This is a genomic window from Chitinophaga sp. 22308 (assembly GCF_052045305.1).
Taxonomy (GTDB): Bacteria; Bacteroidota; Bacteroidia; order Chitinophagales; family Chitinophagaceae; genus Chitinophaga; species Chitinophaga varians_A.
This window is the reverse complement of record NZ_JBQEOP010000001.1, coordinates 116,718-134,789: the sequence shown is the minus strand read 5'-3', so window position 1 is coordinate 134,789 and position 18,072 is coordinate 116,718. Positions and strand designations below refer to the sequence as shown.

Here is an 18,072-nt window from a genome sequence, read left to right as displayed (position 1 = left end):
TCTCAAAATAATCAGAAGTTATGACCCTTAGTAAATTCCTACAACATGAATGTTAGACTTAACACCAAAAAAAAATTTATTCGTTTTAAGAATAGAACCACCAGGTTTGTATCTACAATTAGAAATATAGGCACCACAGGTATCGAAGATCAGGATAAAGTGAAGAGAATAAAGCTCACTAACGCTATTGGTGCATCAATAGCCTTCATGATATTATCAATTGCCCCAATCGGCGTTATATTTACCAAGAACGTAGTGATAGCAATTGCAGCCGGGGTCGATATACTGTTTACACTCTCAGTCCTCGTATTAAACCACTATAAAAAACATTTGACCGCGAGTCTGGTAATCTATTTCTCTCAATGTCTGGCTGTGATAGCGTTCGGTATTATATTAGGAGGGCTGATACAGTTGCAATGCGTAATAGTATTTTTAATTTCAATTCTCTATCTGTTATTTAAAGAAAAGAGCCTTAGAATAGTTTGTTTAATATCAGCAATTCTCACCCTGGTAATTTTACAAACAATCTACTATTTAAATTCAGTCGTGCTGCAACCACTAGGACTAGATACTGCTTACATTATTCAGTCTTTGGCGTTAGTGGGCTTGTTGGTTCTAATTCTGGTTATTAGCAGACCATATGTGCAAAGCCATGACAACAACCCGGAACTGGAACGGGCTAATCAGTTTATAAAAGTTTTTACCTATAAAATTGCTCATGAGTTGAGAAATGAGCTTAATCAAATCAACTTAGCGTCTTATTTAATAAAAAAAGAAGCAGCTGCAAATAAGCAACTGGAAAACATCAGCAATTTAATAGGCATACTCAGAAATTCATCTAATGAAACAAAAAACATTGTGAACAATGTCCTTAGTATGGCTAAAATCGAATCAGGTCAAATAGATGCTGTTGTATTATCACATTTCCAGACCGCTTCATTCTTTGAAAAATTTATCACCGCTTATAAACTGTTAGCCAGGGGAAAAGGAATTCAGGTAAAATTATTTATTGATGAAAAAATGCCTGCAGTAATCATTGGCGATCCACTCAAAATAGGCGAGATAGTCAATAACCTAATGGGAAACGCAATAAAATATTCCCATAAGTACAGTACTGTATATTTGAAAATTGCTGCGAATGAAAAAACATACCAGATTGAGGTCATCAATAAAGGGAAAATGATTCCCAAAGAAAAAATTGACCAAATATTTGATCCATTCATAACATTTAAAGGCAACAGGCAAACGGAAGGAACTGGATTAGGGCTTTCGCTTGTTAAAAATATTGCGGAAACATTGAATGGAAAAGTGGCAGTGACAAATCCAATGCCGGAGCATACAAAATTCTCTGTCATATTACCTCTTTTGGCAGGTACACAGGAGGAAATTAAAGAGGAGGAGGAGGAAGACATGGATATTTTTGATTTTCCACACAACATCTTAATTGCGGATGATGAGGATATGAATTGTCTCCTCTTATCCAAAGTCCTGGAAGATCTTGGCTGTATAGTAAAAACTACTTCAAATGGACAAGAGGCGTTAAATGCAATAGAGAAAAAATTACCCGACTTAATTATTCTGGACAGCGCCATGCCTGTATTAAATGGAGAAGAGACTTTAAACAAATTAAAACAAGATAGCAGAACTAAGGACATTCCAGTGGTAATCGCCACAGGAGATGCTTTCGCAGAAAAACAGGCCAAATTAATTGCAGCCGGAGCTTCAGCAATCATGTCAAAACCAATTGTGATTAAGGACCTCGCAAAGGTATTAACACAACATTTAAAACATCACTGTGACGATCAACTAAAATAGATACTGGTGTAATGGCATTTAATTCCTATACAGCTTGTGCCACTGCACCAGGCAATCCGGTTTCCACGAAAATTGAAGCCGGGCGTTTATATCGTTTCGTATAAACCTGCCACAGCCAGCTGGCTTGAATGCATTTTTCAATACCTTTTACGTAGGAGGTAAGGGCATCATTTTTTGATCCATCACTCCCGGCTAAATCATGCAGCTGTTTTTTAATTTTATCGATTAAATCCAATAATTCAATCATCATTTCCTGAACAATTTTTGCTGACTTAACTATTACATCCGTCAAGGAACACATAGGGTCATTCAAGGCAACTATCATCAAGAGGTTCGCATCCGTTGAATTATCAACAACCTCCTTTTCGAACGAGAAAAGATCATTTGACAGACATCCAAAAGCAGCAGTTAAAAAGTTAATCCTCTGCAGATAGTTATCAATCCCTAAATCTGAGCACCAGTCCGCATCCAGGAAGTTACCGGATGCATACTCAATGAGCATTACAATATGGTGCATACCGGAAGTATGGCAACGCAATTCAATATACTCATCAATGGATGGTACATACCCTTGTGCATCGGAGTTGCCATCCCTATGAGTAACATCAATATGATAACAATAAAGGTGGAGGAACTTTTCAAACCATGGCAAAGGGGAGGTACCTTTCATGAATTTAAGAATTTCAATGTTGGCCTTTTCAACCGATGTTACATTATGCGGTAGCAGAAGATCCAAATCAACATTTGACATTCTTTTCATCAATTCCCTCGCTTCGGTTTGTTTGTCCGAATTTAGATGGCGGAAAAGATCGCGACCAACAATGTCATTGAGATAATAGTCTATAGCATTGTTTTCAACCATAGAAACCAATCTGTCGAACTGGGCGTCGGGATATAGGAAAAGTTCACAGGTTATATAGTGCTTCGCCTGCTCAATCCAGATGCCGTGTTCCTCACAGAATTGTTGTGCTATCTTAATGATAGTTTCACTTTGGGGATGAGGGTTTAAGGCTTGACAGTAGTCTTTTAGCGTAAAACTGTCGAAATTAAGAAGGTCAGCGATAGAAAACATTGTACCATTGGCAATAAGCTCACGGTACTGCGCCTGAATCTGCCCCAATTTCAGGGCAGTCAGAGATACATTTCTTTTCATAGATGTTATTTTTTTAATGTGTATAAAAATAGAATGCCATGCTATGAGTTGGTAGTCGGACGGACAGTCAGGTCCAAGCTAGGAGCTATATTTTTTGCATTCGATTGTTTGTGGCATTATTGAGGCATTATGATGGCAAATTGAGGTTCCAATCAGTAATTTCAATTACTCATCATTAATATCGCTATGAATATTATTTGATACAAGATAGCTAAAATGGACAAATTTTGTCTGTGGGAAAAATCGAATTTCTGTTAATCCTCTTTCAGTAAGCAGACTTAATGTAAGTTATTTGACTGCGAAATAAATGGCAGTGACCATCATGATCTAATTTTCGTCTTCTCGTAATTAGAGATTCCCCTTGGATACGGACGTAACAGCATTCAGCATAATCTTTTCCTAACAACATCTAATCAAGATCCTAAAAAAAGGGAAAACTGCAGCCTGGTGTCGATCCAACGTACATAATTTTAAAAACAAGAAATCAACAACACCAAACCTATAGCTTAGCCATCATCATTGCCGAACCCCTTTTTATAATAATTAACCTATCCCCATGCATAATTTCTACGTTGCACCCAAAAAAATACTTACCTTCTGTAGTATCGTATTGCTTAACATCCTGGCAATATCATCCAGCGCGCTCGGGCAGAAAACATATGCCAATAGTCAAACCAATCAGGTAAATGGCCTGTGCTTGCTCTGTGGAGTAAACAATCCGAATAACCCCGTCAATAACAGCAACCTTGAAGACTACTCCACTTTTATTATCAATGTGGGGCTCTTGGGTGTAAGTGTTGAGCAAACACTCATTTTCCCAACTGCGAGCGCTGCAGGTTGCGATTCTCTTATTATTGGCATCGGCAGTGGAAATCCGGTATTGTCTGCCAATTTATTCGGAGGAGTGACGGTGGAAACTTACAATGGCAGTACTTCCAACAATGATTCTCATGTTGTGGATTCGAGCGTATTACAGCTCCTGCAGTGTAATAGCCGCGGAGAAGTACTACTGCGGCCACAGCACCAATTTGACAGGGTTAAGATCAGATTAAGCAGCAGCCTTGTTGGATTGTTAAACAATTTCCGGCTTTACTATGCATACCGGAAAAACAGTGTAGACAACCCGATTTATTATCCGCCTGAAGGAATGGTGTGTGGCGCGCCATTTATACCAATACTGAATCATCAGCCAAATATGAACTATAATGTAAGAGTTGTCTATACCGCATTTTCCAATTTGATATTAGATACCTCCTACACAGTAATAAACAGAGATTCTGTGCAACTGCCCTATTATACAAACTTCGCCGGTTCACAGGGAGATATTTATATACAGGCCGTCAATAACATAACCGGATGCAAATCTGATTCTGTTCATCATGCATATTTTGCAGGAAGTACGTCTTCTTTACCCAGGGTCGATATTGACAGCGTTCATATCTGCAAAGGTGACAGCGCTACCCTCCATGCCGTCCAGGTGGTCCCTAATGCGCTATACTCCATTATCTGGTATAGTGCTCCTACCGGAGGAACACGGCTACATACAGGCCCTGATTATACGGTAAGTCCTGCCACTACCACCACGTATTATGTTACGGCCAAAGGTTCCTGTGAATATCCCCAACGTATCCCGGTAAAGGTAACAGTCACTCCCCGCACACCACCTACGCTTGCCCGTGATACATTACGCATGAGAGTGAATACCAATGATACACTGGTGGCCATCGCTCCGCAGGGAGCTACATTCACCTGGTACGCTACGGCTACAGGTGGTTCCCCGCTCTTTAACGGCAGTGCTTTTCCCGTTCATCCGGTCACGTTGGATACTTTGTACTATTATGTGGAATCACTGCTCGATGGTTGTGTTAGCAGCAGCCGTACCCAAGCCGTAGTCATTGTCAGCAATCAGTTTTCGATGACCAGCAAAACAGAACTTCCTTCTGAACTAAAACTGCATCCCAATCCAACCACAGGAGAAATAAAATTTCAATACAACAGGGATCTGGCCGGCAGCACGATTATCCTAAACAACATGAACGGCGTGCCGGTTTATCAGCATATAATGAAGACAAATATCGTGAAAGTGCCGGATCATATACCGGCAGGCATCTATCTCATAAAAATCAACACTATGACAGGGAAGATTCTGACAGGGAAAATTATAATACAAAAGTAGTCCGGGTTATAACTTTTTCTACGAAAAAAGGGATAAACCATCAGAAGATGATTTATCCCTTTTGCATTTCCAGAACCAGGTTAAAAAGTCATATAACTCGTCCTACCGAAGTCCTTTAGCGTAAACTATTAGTTTCAGTGTTTCAATTTTACTTTTCTCCAGTTCTAGTTTTGTTTTAAATGATTCACCTTCATAAACAAACGCCTCCTTTCCCTTAATAGCCGCCAAAAGGCCGCCAGGAATATAGACATCTATAGCTCTAAACGTCTTTTTTGTTACCTGGACAAACCTTTCGATTGCTTGTCTTTCTTCTGCACTATTATTTATATTAAGTACCAAACTTAGCGTCTCCACATAATTTTCATTTTCACTTTCCAAATAATAGGCAAGATTGTTATTCATGCCATTCTGCACAGAAGGTTCCCCAAATCTGTAATAATCAGTTATGCTCATGTAACCTATTTCATCTCGTTTCCATTCATGCAACCAACCAATACCACTTTCCGAAAGCCTGGAACGCATGAGGCTGATATCGTTAAATAGCATAAGCTTTCTTCTTGTGCTTACCGGCTTCGGCACAGCGCCTGGTTCAATAAGATATCGGGTTTGTACCCAGCCAATGTGGGAATTTTCCAGCCAGACGGGATCAACAACTCTTATTTTTGACCATTGCCCACTTACTTCATCAATCACTACCCTTACACTCTTATCCACTTCCGCATATTGAATTTTATGCAAAACTTCGGTGGCTTTTTTATTTACTATTTTCTCAAACTGTTCTCCCGGGCCAGACCTTAAAATAATCTCATCTGTGGTAAGCGTATACACTGTTCCGTCGGTAGTATCCACACCGGACGAATGACTGCTACACGCAGCATGTATGACAGTACAAACGGCAAGTATTATATAACCATGACGTATAAACGAGTATAACCCTTTCATAATATTTTTTTTGAGGTAAACAACCTAATAAGATTCCATAACGCGTATGTATCCAAACTTTTCACTCAAACTTTTTCCCAAGCGCATCCAACCGCCGCATCTGCAGGTTCATATGGTGCAACACCACTTTCTCATAGTCATTCCCCCTGTCGCCCATCTTACTAAACAAGACCAGCAGTTCTATAAACAGGAAAAAGAGAATCCACAGGAACCAGAAACCCAATGCAACATACGATGCGGACAACAGCTGCTTCATGATCGTCAACTCATCCAGGAACCCGGTGCTGGCTTTCATCTCTTTTTCAAGGGCAGGCCTGATATGTAGCAGTTCATTCTCTTTTTGGGCTTTCTGTTGCCTCATGGCCCCTATGGTAGAGTCAAGAGGCAACAGCAATGCTATTTTGGGATTGGGCAACGGCGTAGACGCGACAGTAATATCATTTACCGTCTTCCAAGTGGTGGTGTCCCTGCCGGTAGCGGTGACTGTCTGCACCGGCACCCGCCTCGTTGCTGTTTGCGTGGTGGTGGCAGTTGTCGTTGGGTGTTTAGTAATATCTTCGATGTAGTTATTTCTTTCCTGTTCTTTTTTACTGATCGTGGTGTCCAAGGTGGCAATCTGCTTTCTTAGCTCTTCTGTTTTTGAGGGTAATATCCTGTCTACTTTTCCCGATATATAAGAGATCTTCTCGATCTCAATGTCTTTCTCGAACAATATCTGATCGATGATCACAGCACCCAGAATGGACATCATAAAAGCCAGGCAACCTCTGAAAATCAGCAATAGCTTGCCCGGATTGATGGATAACACGATTTGTTTTTCAACCTGTATAATGATGATGGTCGCAAGCATGCCCGCCAACAGGCAACCCGGCAAAGACAGCGACAGGTAACGATGCGCAAAAGTAAATCCAATAAAAAACCACAGAATACAAACAATCAGCATAGCTGCCGTATACTTCTTTACGGATTTAAAAGCAGCTTCGCTACAGTTTCGCAGGATATTATAGTTGTATCCTGTCATGAAGCAGCCAAAACGGACCCATAGATGTTTCATAACGCCTGATTTTAAAATTTATTCAGCATGATATGACTTGAAATGGCAGCCAGTCCATTCCTAAAGCCACGTGTATAGCTAATAATGATGCTATGCCCGACGCCCTCGTTCAGCTTCGCCTGCGCTTCGATTTCTTTGACCTGGATGATATGGCTTTCTGCTATTTCCTTCTTAACGATCAACTCCTCTACTGTATCTACCATACCGCTTCTGCTCCTGCTGGATATATGAAAATTGATCTGCCGGATAAAATCTTCGTAAAATGTTTTCACCTTTCGTATAGCCCTTTCCAGGTCATTCTTCAACGCTGTCACGTTTTGGTCCAGGTGGGTGGCGTCAGGATTTATCAACGCATCATTATATCCCTTGGACTCATAATTTTTGTCGAGAAATTCGTATAAAACATGTATTCCGCCGATGAGCGGCGTTGCAGTGTTCTCATCAGGATGTTCTTGTCCGGATGCATCTTTCTCGATGAAAGTACTTTCCGGAATGTCCGGAATCGCGTTTCCGGAGGCCATGGCATGCGTATGCCCATTTTGGCGTTTACGGTTGAAAATATCAAATAAGCTCATACCATTTTTATTAAATAGTGATTGTCGGCACCTTATATTTATTATGCCCTTTATGATGACAGGATTCACAAAGCGTGATAAGTAGATGACCGGGATAGTCCCATGGAAGGCGGAACTGTTGCTTGTTTTTTATGAAGTGATATTGCCGGTGGTGTACCTGTAAGTCTTTATCGCTATTGCAATGCACGCAGCGGTGGTTATCACGGTGCAGAATTTCCTTCCTTTTTGCCTTCCAGTCAGGGTGAAACAAAAGGGCACCGTAACTGCCATGGGATTTAACATTTAGCAGCCTTTCCTCCTGAGATCTTGCCGGAGGAGAATTTGCGGGTACATCCCTTTGAATATATCTCCTGTAAGACTGGTCTCCTTTAAACTGCAAATATTTATACGGTGGATCATTTGGAGTTGTCATAACAATATAAAATGGATTTTAAGGAAATGATTCGAATGCAGTCCACTCATCGCTCCCATTTACAAAGCGTTCTGTCTGCCATTGCCTCCTCAAGGGAAATACGAATGATCTGATGTTTACAATTGCTGAGCCCACGGCAGGTTGATTTATAATGATATCTTGTTGCGCTTCTGCTGTCGCAGACATATACCATTATTTGATTGCAGTGGACTTGGCTGATGAGCAGCCAGGCATATAGGAGTTTCATGACAGGGCGGATTCAGGGGAAAAGAATTGCTTCATAGTTTTTCTTTTAAGCTTATGAAACAAAAGTATATTCCGCCAACCTTCTTTTCTTACGGGAAACCGTAATGTGATGCTTTCTTCTAAATTTCAGCTGGCTTATATAGCGCCTATATCCTTGCAATACGCCACCAGTTGCTCGTTTTTGGTAAAGCCCAATACAGATTTCATCTGACTGAGTTTTTTTTCTATGCTGCTTAATCCTGATGGTGTGATTCCTTTACGCTGAAGATATACAGGGATGTCCTTCTGCAACATTCCCTGCGCCAGCAGTTTTATGATCGTGATATCAACATCGGAAAATGAGTAGGTGTTCTTTTTATCGACCAGCTGTCTGACATGACGCGGGAAATAACGCCTGCGACGGGCAATTTCATGGATGGCTTCTTTTAGTTCGCGGGCGTCATGGCGGGCTTTGCGCACAAAACCGTCGATTTCAAGGTTACTGTAAAGCTGATCAATGGCAGTAGGCCTGTTTTCTGCCGAAAAAACCAGGATATTCAGGTCTGGCTGTACTTTCCGGGCAGCGGCAATTAGGTCTATACCACCGGCCAATGCCTGCTTATGACCATCCGGTTCAAAATACAGATCTGTAATAAGCAGATCGAAAGAGCTGCCGGCATTCACCGCCTGCATGATCTTATTCAAAGCATCATCACAATAATAGGCGTATGCTATGTTGGTAATGGCCAGTTCTTCCAGCGTTTTCTGTACGGAAATATTGGCGCTCTCGTGATCTTCAGCAATAAGTACCTTTGTAATCATGTGAACTAAGCTATTGGGAAAGAAATATGAATTTTTAATCCTCTTTCGGGACGCTCAAATGTATATTTCCCGCTAATTTTTTTAATACGGTTTTCCGTATTCCTCCATCCGATCCCGTATGTAACTTGCGGAGAAATACCAACGCCATCATCGGTATAATGGATTTGGACCTGGTCGTTTTGATACTCGAACTTTATTAGTACGGAACTGGCCTGGCTATGTTTTTTCATATTGACCATCAATTCCTGCAGAACATGTTCCAATTCGTGTTGTGTTTGTGCATTGACGCGGTCCCAGAGCGCAGCACTGTTGCCAAAAATCAGCACCTTGATGCGTTCCGAGGCGAAGGACTCCAGCAAGTCCTCAATTTTATCATGAAAAGGCACCGTTGATGTGGTGGAGGGTTCGTAGGAGATGTCGCGGGACCGCTCATACAGCTCCTCAATCTTATCAATCAGCACCTCCTTGTCTAACGCCGGTTTGTATTCAAGGTCTGTCATGATGCGGTACAAGCCATTTGCCACCACGTCATGCACTTTCTGGGAGGTTTTAAGCTGATGCTCCTGTATCGCCTGCCGGGATGCAAACTCTATCTGTTGCCGGCGCCGGCGATACCGAACGACCAAAACAAACCCGGCGATAGTGAAGAACAGGATGGTTAGTGCCAACTGGGTTTTCCTTTGTGCATTATCCTTTTGCAGCTGGAGATTATCGGCTTTATTTTTCGCGGCTTCGTACCGGATTAAGGCAAATTGGTTCTTGGCTGCGTTCTTTGCCGTTTGGATACTGTCGGTCAGGTATTGGTAGCGGACAAAATAGGGTTTCAACAAATTAGCAGGACTAAGTGTAATAAGTTTTGACAGGGCTTCCACTTCGTCATCCGGGCTGTTCATTTCCCTCGCGGCATCGTATCTTTTGCCGGCATAATAAAGTGCTGAATCAGGTGCGGACAACGAGTAATAGTCCGACAAATGTGCGTAGCTGGCATTAAGTCCCCTGATGTCGTTTGAATCCCTGCGAATTTGCAATGCACGTTGCAGCTCTGGTCCTGCGGGATAAGTGGAATCTTTCAGCCATTTGGTTTTGGCGTAGTTGGAAAGTACCCGGGCATATTCCCTTTTCCGGCCCTTACTCTTTGCCAGCAGGGATTTGTATATGTCGATAGCCTGGTCATAGTCGCCCTTTTTTTGGTAAGTAAGCGCTATACCGTTTAAAGCAATGGTTTCATCACCTGTCTCATCTATATATTTAAGCGCTTTACGATAATAGTCGATAGCTGCTTCGTAGTTTTTAAGATCAAGACAGATATTGCCCAACTCATGATAATTTGAGCATAGGCATTCCTGGTCTTTCTTCTTGTGTTCATTGAGATAGGCAAGGGATTTCAACAGACTTTCCTGGCCACCATACTGGTCTCCCTCATATGCCTGGATGATTCCCATATAAGTGTAGGCCATGGCGATTTCCAGGCTGTCGGTGGCGGTCGTTGCCACGAGATTAAAATAATAGAAGGCGGAGTCGTTATTTTTATTGAAATATGATTCTCCTTTTTCCAACGTGGGTGCTGAAATGCGTTGCGGATGCCGCCGGTTGGATGTGCAGGCTAAAAGTCCAAACAGGAATATGGGCAGAATGACAGACGAGGGACGCACAAAGGGTTATTTCTCTTAAAAATATCAAATTTCTCCATTTTGAAGAATTATTATCAGGTATATAAAAAAAGTGAGGCAAGAAAATTCTTGCCTCACGGGTGATCAGGGAGTGTTGGGTTTCCTTGGAGGAATGGTCCCGGTTTCTCCGCCGGTATCGTCCAAAGTAGTGACCTGTTCGCCATTGTTAGGATGACTGTTATTGGAATGGGCAGGATTCAGGAATGCCAGGAATAGGCTTATTATGATATTAAACATTGTTTTAGTTTTTTGAATTGTTTGGGCAATAGGCTGCCGGTTGCCGGAGCCGCCGGCAGCGTGGTTTCGGGTCAGTGAAGAAGCGCTTCTTGCTTTTTGGGAAGGAGTGGGTGAGGATTACGGAAGCTGATGATCGCTTCCCAGGCCGGTAACCGGCTTCCGCTTTCTTTTCCCGGTGCGGATCGGGCCTGTACAGAAAACCTCTTAGCTAAGGAGGTGTTACCCGATTGCAAAACAAAGATAGATCGAGGTAAGTGGTTGATTTACAAACAATTCCAATAATTCCAGTAATTCCTGGCATTCCATTTATAATTCCGGGAATGCGGGTTTAATTCCGATTATTCAGTTTTATAATTTCATTTATGGCGACACTTTTTGTTGACTACCAGCAACTGGTCCGGCAGGCATACGAACGAAAAAGGGCAAACAATACCCTCCCCCTCGGCCTGATACACCTCACGCCCGGGAACCTCAAAGAAGAATGTGTAAAAAAATGCACCCAACAAGTAAATAAGCGGGATGAAAAGATCATCCGGGATTTCTGTGGAGACCTGAATGAGTCGAAAAGCTGCCACTTACTCATGCAGAAATGTGACACAGACAAGTTCAGGCCGCTGGTGAATTTTCTGAAAGGGAAATCTGAAAAGCCCGTTGAGAAGAACGTTGAGCTGCTGGCCTGGCTGATTGACTTTTCCGGCAGGCCATGGGAAATGGGGAAAACGGTTTCCGGAGATGACGACACGGATCACGGCCCGGCATTACAGGATGTCAGCCCGGCAACAAGAGATACGGTAATGGCAGCTGACACTCCGCTCAGGCTGGTAGCAACTGAAGACCATCTACCAACGGAAAATCCGGCCATTCCGGAAAATCCGGAAAATCCGGTAATTCCCGCCGGTGATCCTGGCGTAAAAGAGCGTAAAGATGTGGATGTGGGAACAGATGCTCAAAAAACAAGGGAGAAGTCTGTGAAAAAGCTGGCCGCCGCAATAATGTTATCGCTGGTAGTAGGTACCGGTGGCATGTGGTGGTGGAAGGAAAGCAATCCGATGCCCGGGTCGGGGGCATGCATGTACTGGCTCGAAGACCATTATGAGCCTATCGCCTGTAATAAGAAATTACCGAATACGACGATCATACCGGTGGATTCAATGAAGTTGAAATACTTCCGGAAGATAAACACCCCGGACACTATCACCTATCAGGCGGTAGGAAAAGTATGGTATTCTAAAATAAAAGGGAAAATGGAATACTATACGTTGGCGGGCGAACATCCGGTGATGTCCGGTTATCAGCTGAGGCCAATTACCCCCTACATAATCACGGTACATATCCTTTCGGGCGTGAGCGCCAAACAGTAATAAGGGAGGAGCATCCCCCCTTTTCTGCAGATGATCATTTTCGCCGGGATTACCCCCCAAAATTGTCGTTTCCACACAGTATCGAATACGGAAATGAATTACATCTTTGTACTGTCGATAAAAAATCAAACTAAATCTAATGCGTTATGCAAACGCTCCATGTTTTTAAATCAATACTCCTAATTACGATCATTATGTTTACCGCATCTCAATCCGACGGGCAACATGTCAAAGCCATTGAAAGTGGCTACGCTCCTGTCAACGGCATCAAAGTGTATTATGAAGTATATGGCGAAGGCAAACCTGTCATTCTACTCCATGGTGCTTATATGACCATCGATCTGAACTGGGGCCGGTTAATCCCGGAACTGTCAAAATCCCGGAAAGTAATTGCCGTTGAGCTCCAGGGACATGGGCATACGGAATTTTCAGACAGGCAATTATCGCTGGCCACCCTGGCAAGTGATGTGGCAGGCGTAATGGACTACCTGAAAATTGACAGTGCAGACATAGCAGGGTACAGCTTTGGCGGCAAAGTGGCCTATCAGTTTGCCATACAAAGCCCTAAACGGCTGAGAAAATTAGTCATCATTTCTGCTTCCTATAAAACCAGCGGCTGGCTGCCGGAAGTGACGAACGGGTTTAAAAATATGAAACCTGAGTTTTTCGCAAATACGCCTATGAAAACCGCCTACGACGCAGTAGCGCCGGATAAAACAAAATGGATACCCTTTTTGGAGCAAATGATTGCCTCCGCCAGAACACCGTTTGACCTGGGAGACGACAATATCTCGAAGATCACCGCGCCGGTATTAATCATTGCAGGCGACAATGACGGACTGGATAAAATAGAGCTGGTAAAAACATTCCAATTACTGGGAGGCGCTGTAACTACAGATCTGGGAGCAACACCGAAATCGCAACTGGCCATTATGCCCGGACAGGGGCATGTGAGCCTGATGAACGAGACGGCCATCATTTCAGCCTACCTGAACAATTTTTTGCAATAGCATACATAAAAGAAAACGCTATCGGGTAGCCGAAAACTTCTTCGGCTTCATCCCGATATGCGCTTCAAACACTCTTGTAAAATGGCTCAGGTTAGAAAAACCCAATCGATACCCAGCTTCTGAAACAGAAAGCCCTTCTTCTCTCAACAGTCGCACGGCTTCTTTCATTCTGTGTTGCTGGTAATGTTCAAAAATACTGTCGCCGAAAATTTGTTTGAACAGCGTCCTTAATTTAGTGGCGCTCATATTGGCTTCAATTGCCAGATCTTTCATTACAGGTGGCTCATCAATATTTTCAAGGATACGTTTCCTGATGTTATAAATGGCTTGCACATCTTTTCCTTTCAGGGGATGCAGCTGCGTCTCCTGCCTTTCTTCCAGCTTCATAAGCAGCATGCATATCAGCTCCTCTGCTTTAATTTTCCTGAAAACCCATTTAAATTGCTCATCTATCGCTTCGGAAACGATTTCATCAAGAATTTTCTGAATGCCCGGTGATATCAGCTGCTCAAATAACAGTGGCTGCGTATTCTGGGATAAACTCTGTAAAACCGGCGATTTTTGGGAGAGCGTAAATAGCGCTTCTAAATAGGGTGAAGTGACTTCAATATTAACGGAAGAAGTATCTTCCTGGATAGAAATCACTTCATCGGTATTAAACCGGCTGGTAGCTATCAGTACAGACGGGCTTTGTTTTGACGACAGGCCTGAATGGATATGTTGAAATTTGAAGAGTATCGTTTTGCCAGGGGTATTAATTTCGGGATTTTCGATGGTCACTTCCTCCTTCAGCTTATAGTCAAGAATAAGCATCCGGATATTCTCATTGAACACACAACCGGCAAAATATCCCTTCCCATAAGAGGCAGGAATGTCTACCCTTCCATTCTTCACCTTTGCGCCCCATAGTTTGGCCAACCGGAAAAAAACCGGTGGCGTCACATTGTTGCCAGATTTTACTTTTGTCATTTACGACTATTTTATAGCTAAATATAGCTATTTTATCCCTGATTAATGATTCAACTTTGCCCTATCGAATCATTAAATACAGTAGACATGAATACAAACATTCTGATGAAAGCTATGCAGTACCAGGTGTATGGCACACCAGCAGCCGTTCTCCAAACCGTTCACATTCCCAAACCCGAACCTTCAACGGGACAGGTACGCATAAAAGTCCGCGCTGCCAGTGTTAATCCATCTGACTGGAAACGTATGGAAGGGCAATACAGAGATTTTGAAGAAGTGGTTTTTCCATCCGGAGTTGGCGTGGAAGCGGCCGGCATCGTGGAAGCAATTGGAGCAGGGGTAGTTGATGTCCGTATAGGCGATACCGTTTTGGGCTATGGCAACAGTACAATGGCCGAATATGCCCTTTTATCACACTGGGTAAAAAAGCCCGAAGGCGTTCCTTTTGAAGTGGCAGGCGCTATTCCCGTTGTCTCAGAAACGGCATGGCGTTGCCTGGACGATTTAAATGCCGCTCCGGGCAGCACTATCCTGGTGAGTGGCGCCGCAGGTGGAATTGGTTCTGCAGTAGTGCAACTGGCGCGCAGACGGGGGCTACAGGTAATTGGCACCGCCAGTAGCGGCAACCAGGACTATCTGCGCACACTGGGTGCTATCCCCACCACTTACGGTGACGGCCTGAAAGACCGCGTAAAAGCACTTGCGCCCAACGGCATTGCCGGAGCGCTGGACATCGCCGGCTCAGGCATTATCCCTGAACTGATCGACATTGTGGATAATCCATCCAATGTGGTATCGGTGACCGACTTCTCTGCCGTAGCTCACGGAGCGCGCTTTTCAGCCGGCCCGCCAAGACATGTCCACCGGGTGCTCTCTGAAATTGCGGACCTGTATGCAAAAGGACAATACCAGCTGCATATACAGGCAGTCTTCCCGCTGGAAGAAACCGTCAAAGCCCTAACCATCAGTTCACAGAAACGGATGAGGGGAAAACTGGTCATCGTTATCAACTAATACCGCTACTCATGAAACCCAATAAAATACCTCTATACATCCTGCTGGCGATTGTTTTGTTAAACTCAATAGGATTTTCCATAGTGCTGCCGCTACTACCGTTTCTGGTTGGTAAATACCTACCCGGGCAACAGGTAGTAGTGGGCATGAGCACATTGTTGTCCATATATGCTGCCAGCACCTTTTTTGCCGCTCCCGTACTGGGCGCGTTAAGCGACCGGTACGGCCGGAAAATTATTCTGATCATCAGCCTGCTGGGATCGGCCGTAGGCTTTGTGCTGTTCGGTATTGGCGGGTCCCTGTGGGTCCTATTTCTTGGCCGCCTCATTGACGGGCTCACTGCCGGCAATATCAGCACCATATTCTCCTACATCTCAGACACAACAGACCCGAAAGAGCGTACGAAATGGTTTGGCTATGTAGGCTCTGTCATGGGGATCGGGAAGATCGGAGGACCGGCATTAGGTGGGCTGTTGGGCAGCATATCGATCGCACTGCCGTTTTATATTACGGCGTTTTTGATATTCGCTTCCGCATTGCTGGTCCATTTCCTACTGCCGGAATCACTCCCATCCCATAAAAGAACGCAGCATGTTTCACTCAACAGTTTTAATGTGTTTTCCCATTTCAACAACATTTTTAGCATGAAGGGCGTTGCAATACTGTTAGGCATAGGCATATTGTTCTATATGGGCCTGGGTATCTTCCAGTTCAATTTCACACTTTTCCTCAAAGACGTATACCTGTGGACGCCTACACTGATCGGCAGTTTACTGACGTTGGTCGGCGTTTGCGAAATTTTAGTCCGTGCGGTGCTGTTGCCTCATTTGCTGAAACGCTTCCCTCCAAAACAGATCGGCATATGGGGTCTGCTTTTGTTAGGTGCGGGTCTGGCATTGATCTTATCCGGCGTATATGTACACGCCGTGATATTGATTGCACTGGCGGTTATCTTTATTATCTCAGGAGAAGGACTATTTGAACCTACCTATACCGGGAGGCTTTCCGAAACTGCTGATGAAACACAACAGGGGAAACTGCAGGGCGTAAACCAAAGCCTGCAATCGCTCACCAACATATTGGTCCCCCTTGGCGGCGGGGTCATCTACTACTACAGTGCAGGGTGGTTGTATGCAACAGCTACCGCTTTTATTCTCTCGGCTATTTTTATTTATACCAGCAGACAGGCAGGCTCACGACTTTATCGCTTGTAAACCAGGCAGGGTCTTATCATTGATAACAAGCCCCCATCCTGTTTTGCAAGGCGCCTATTTTCAGCACGAAACCTGCAAAATCATCCATAGCGGACAGTTTAGAAGTAGCGATGATCTCGAAAAAACCTGTATCTGAGGTAAACGTATATTGCGAATAAAGACATACAGGGAGTTTACGGTTGTTATTAAAACGCCTGTCCGGCCCCCCGGATTTATTGACATATTGCCAGGTGTAGTCAATCACCCTCGCATCCCGCGGCAGCGGTTCTGATTCAATGAAATTGGTGTCATGCCCTGTAATACGCAGGTTCTTATAAAATACTGCGGCGAAAGTATTTCCGCGCTTAATCAACAGCCGTTCGGGTAAAAAATACAATTCCATATTATAGAGCGAGATACAGGGAATGGATACATTCGTAATAAAATAAGGGGCCGGCACTTTATTTTCAGACAGCCGTCGTACGCTTATCCGCCTGATGAGCTTACCAGCCCCGGCATTTCGTTTATAATCATTGGTAGCCTGAGCATTCAGATATTGCCAGATTTTTGAAGACTGTAAAAAAGTAATAAAGTGTTCCCTGAATTGCTGATACACCTGCTGGTATTTATCATCCATATCATAATGCAGTTCCATAGTAAACCTCTTTTTATCTACCTTTTTTAACCAGCGAACAAGCAACACAAAAACGACCACCCACAGCACAATTTCATATCCCAGATAGTTATTCACCAGGTACCGTTCCTCCTCTTTTACTTCTTTATAAGACAGATGGTTAATTTCAGCCAGGTCCCGGTTAACATATCCGGCAGAGTCGGATACTCCTACTTTGAGCCATTGTGGATTAGCGGTATCCAGCAATGTATATTTTTGATCATAGGCGGCCGTCTGGATAATCCTGGATTTTACATTGGGGGCCTGCCGGATATTAGCGCCATTAAATGCCTGTATCCTTACAAAAACGGTATCTGCCGCCGGCTGAACAATTCGTTCCCGCGTACCCCAGGATGTAAACAACAGGGCAATCAGTATCAGCAACATTGGCAACTTTATGCCTTTGGCATAGGACACCTGCGCACACTTGCGGTTCAACTCTGTAATGAATGCCTGCGAATCTGTGTCGGTCAGTTCTTCTACCGGTGCGGAAGCGATGTTATTATCTGCATTGCCCGATGATCTGTCAGCAACTGGCGAAGGCAAAGGAGCAGGCCCCGATATCTTTTGCCTGTAACTGATGCCGTAAGCACTCAGGCTCACGTATGTTCCCCGGGGCCCTGTGTTAATGCGGGCGCCTTTTACGCCCATTGAATAACTAATACCGCTTTTAGAAAAATTCATTCTAAACGGCCCGGCGCTGACAGATTTACGGAATGACCATCCCATAACAAATAATTTTTACGCTGATAAAAGGTTTGGTGAAAAAAA

Annotated in this window: 15 protein-coding genes; 6 read left to right on the top strand and 9 right to left on the bottom strand. The window is 43.7% G+C overall.

Annotated elements, in window-relative coordinates:
* Positions 1-45: 45 nt before the first annotated feature.
* Positions 46-1,815 (top strand): ATP-binding response regulator, encoded by a 1,770-nt coding sequence (locus ACTJJS_RS00540; RefSeq protein ID WP_440662000.1) that lies wholly within the window; start codon positions 46-48, stop codon positions 1,813-1,815.
* A gap of 25 nt (positions 1,816-1,840) precedes the next feature.
* On the opposite strand, the gene ACTJJS_RS00535 is transcribed toward ACTJJS_RS00540, so the two are convergent.
* Complete coding sequence (locus ACTJJS_RS00535) at positions 1,841-2,968, bottom strand: terpene synthase family protein (protein ID WP_440661999.1); 1,128 nt, start codon at positions 2,966-2,968, stop codon at positions 1,841-1,843.
* Positions 2,969-3,524: 556 nt separating this feature from the next.
* On the opposite strand from ACTJJS_RS00535, the gene ACTJJS_RS00530 reads away from it, so the two are divergent.
* Complete coding sequence (locus ACTJJS_RS00530) at positions 3,525-5,144, top strand: T9SS type A sorting domain-containing protein (RefSeq protein ID WP_440661998.1); 1,620 nt, start codon at positions 3,525-3,527, stop codon at positions 5,142-5,144.
* A 102-nt stretch (positions 5,145-5,246) separates the two neighbouring features.
* Here ACTJJS_RS00530 and ACTJJS_RS00525 read toward each other — a convergent pair whose 3' ends face one another.
* The 6 genes from ACTJJS_RS00525 to ACTJJS_RS00500 form a co-directional block, all read right to left on the bottom strand.
* Positions 5,247-5,993: a hypothetical protein gene (locus ACTJJS_RS00525; protein ID WP_440661997.1), complete on the bottom strand. Its 747-nt coding sequence runs from the start codon at positions 5,991-5,993 to the stop codon at positions 5,247-5,249.
* 154 nt (positions 5,994-6,147) lie between these two features.
* On the bottom strand, positions 6,148-7,140 hold the full coding sequence (locus tag ACTJJS_RS00520; protein WP_440661996.1) for a DUF4407 domain-containing protein: 993 nt from the start codon (positions 7,138-7,140) through the stop codon (positions 6,148-6,150).
* A gap of 11 nt (positions 7,141-7,151) precedes the next feature.
* The gene (locus ACTJJS_RS00515) at positions 7,152-7,715 is read right to left on the bottom strand and encodes a hypothetical protein (RefSeq protein WP_440661994.1); all 564 of its coding nucleotides are present in this window, start codon (positions 7,713-7,715) and stop codon (positions 7,152-7,154) included.
* A 793-nt stretch (positions 7,716-8,508) separates the two neighbouring features.
* A complete protein-coding gene (locus ACTJJS_RS00510; RefSeq protein ID WP_168869810.1) occupies positions 8,509-9,174 on the bottom strand; it encodes a response regulator in 666 nt (221 codons plus the stop codon).
* Positions 9,175-9,179: 5 nt separating this feature from the next.
* Positions 9,180-10,826 (bottom strand): tetratricopeptide repeat protein, encoded by a 1,647-nt coding sequence (locus ACTJJS_RS00505; RefSeq protein ID WP_440661993.1) that lies wholly within the window; start codon positions 10,824-10,826, stop codon positions 9,180-9,182.
* 102 nt (positions 10,827-10,928) lie between these two features.
* Positions 10,929-11,081 carry a hypothetical protein gene (locus ACTJJS_RS00500; RefSeq protein WP_168869812.1) on the bottom strand — a complete coding sequence of 51 codons (153 nt, stop codon included), beginning with the start codon at positions 11,079-11,081 and terminating at the stop codon, positions 10,929-10,931.
* A 362-nt stretch (positions 11,082-11,443) separates the two neighbouring features.
* On the opposite strand from ACTJJS_RS00500, the gene ACTJJS_RS00495 reads away from it, so the two are divergent.
* Both ACTJJS_RS00495 and ACTJJS_RS00490 read left to right on the top strand, forming a co-directional pair.
* Positions 11,444-12,442 (top strand): hypothetical protein, encoded by a 999-nt coding sequence (locus tag ACTJJS_RS00495; protein WP_440661992.1) that lies wholly within the window; start codon positions 11,444-11,446, stop codon positions 12,440-12,442.
* A gap of 194 nt (positions 12,443-12,636) precedes the next feature.
* Positions 12,637-13,452, top strand: a complete 816-nt coding sequence (locus ACTJJS_RS00490) for an alpha/beta fold hydrolase (protein WP_440661991.1) — start codon at positions 12,637-12,639, stop codon at positions 13,450-13,452.
* A gap of 18 nt (positions 13,453-13,470) precedes the next feature.
* Here ACTJJS_RS00490 and ACTJJS_RS00485 read toward each other — a convergent pair whose 3' ends face one another.
* Positions 13,471-14,421, bottom strand: coding sequence for a helix-turn-helix domain-containing protein (locus ACTJJS_RS00485; RefSeq protein WP_440661990.1), 951 nt, complete (start codon positions 14,419-14,421; stop codon positions 13,471-13,473).
* 87 nt (positions 14,422-14,508) lie between these two features.
* Between ACTJJS_RS00485 and ACTJJS_RS00480 the strand changes: the two genes are divergently transcribed.
* Positions 14,509-15,435, top strand: coding sequence for an NADP-dependent oxidoreductase (locus ACTJJS_RS00480; RefSeq protein ID WP_440661988.1), 927 nt, complete (start codon positions 14,509-14,511; stop codon positions 15,433-15,435).
* An 11-nt stretch (positions 15,436-15,446) separates the two neighbouring features.
* A complete protein-coding gene (locus ACTJJS_RS00475) occupies positions 15,447-16,649 on the top strand; it encodes an MFS transporter (protein WP_440661987.1) in 1,203 nt (400 codons plus the stop codon).
* Between the two features lie 16 nt (positions 16,650-16,665).
* Here ACTJJS_RS00475 and ACTJJS_RS00470 read toward each other — a convergent pair whose 3' ends face one another.
* A complete protein-coding gene (locus ACTJJS_RS00470) occupies positions 16,666-18,030 on the bottom strand; it encodes a DUF4236 domain-containing protein (RefSeq protein ID WP_440661986.1) in 1,365 nt (454 codons plus the stop codon).
* Positions 18,031-18,072 lie beyond the last annotated feature (42 nt).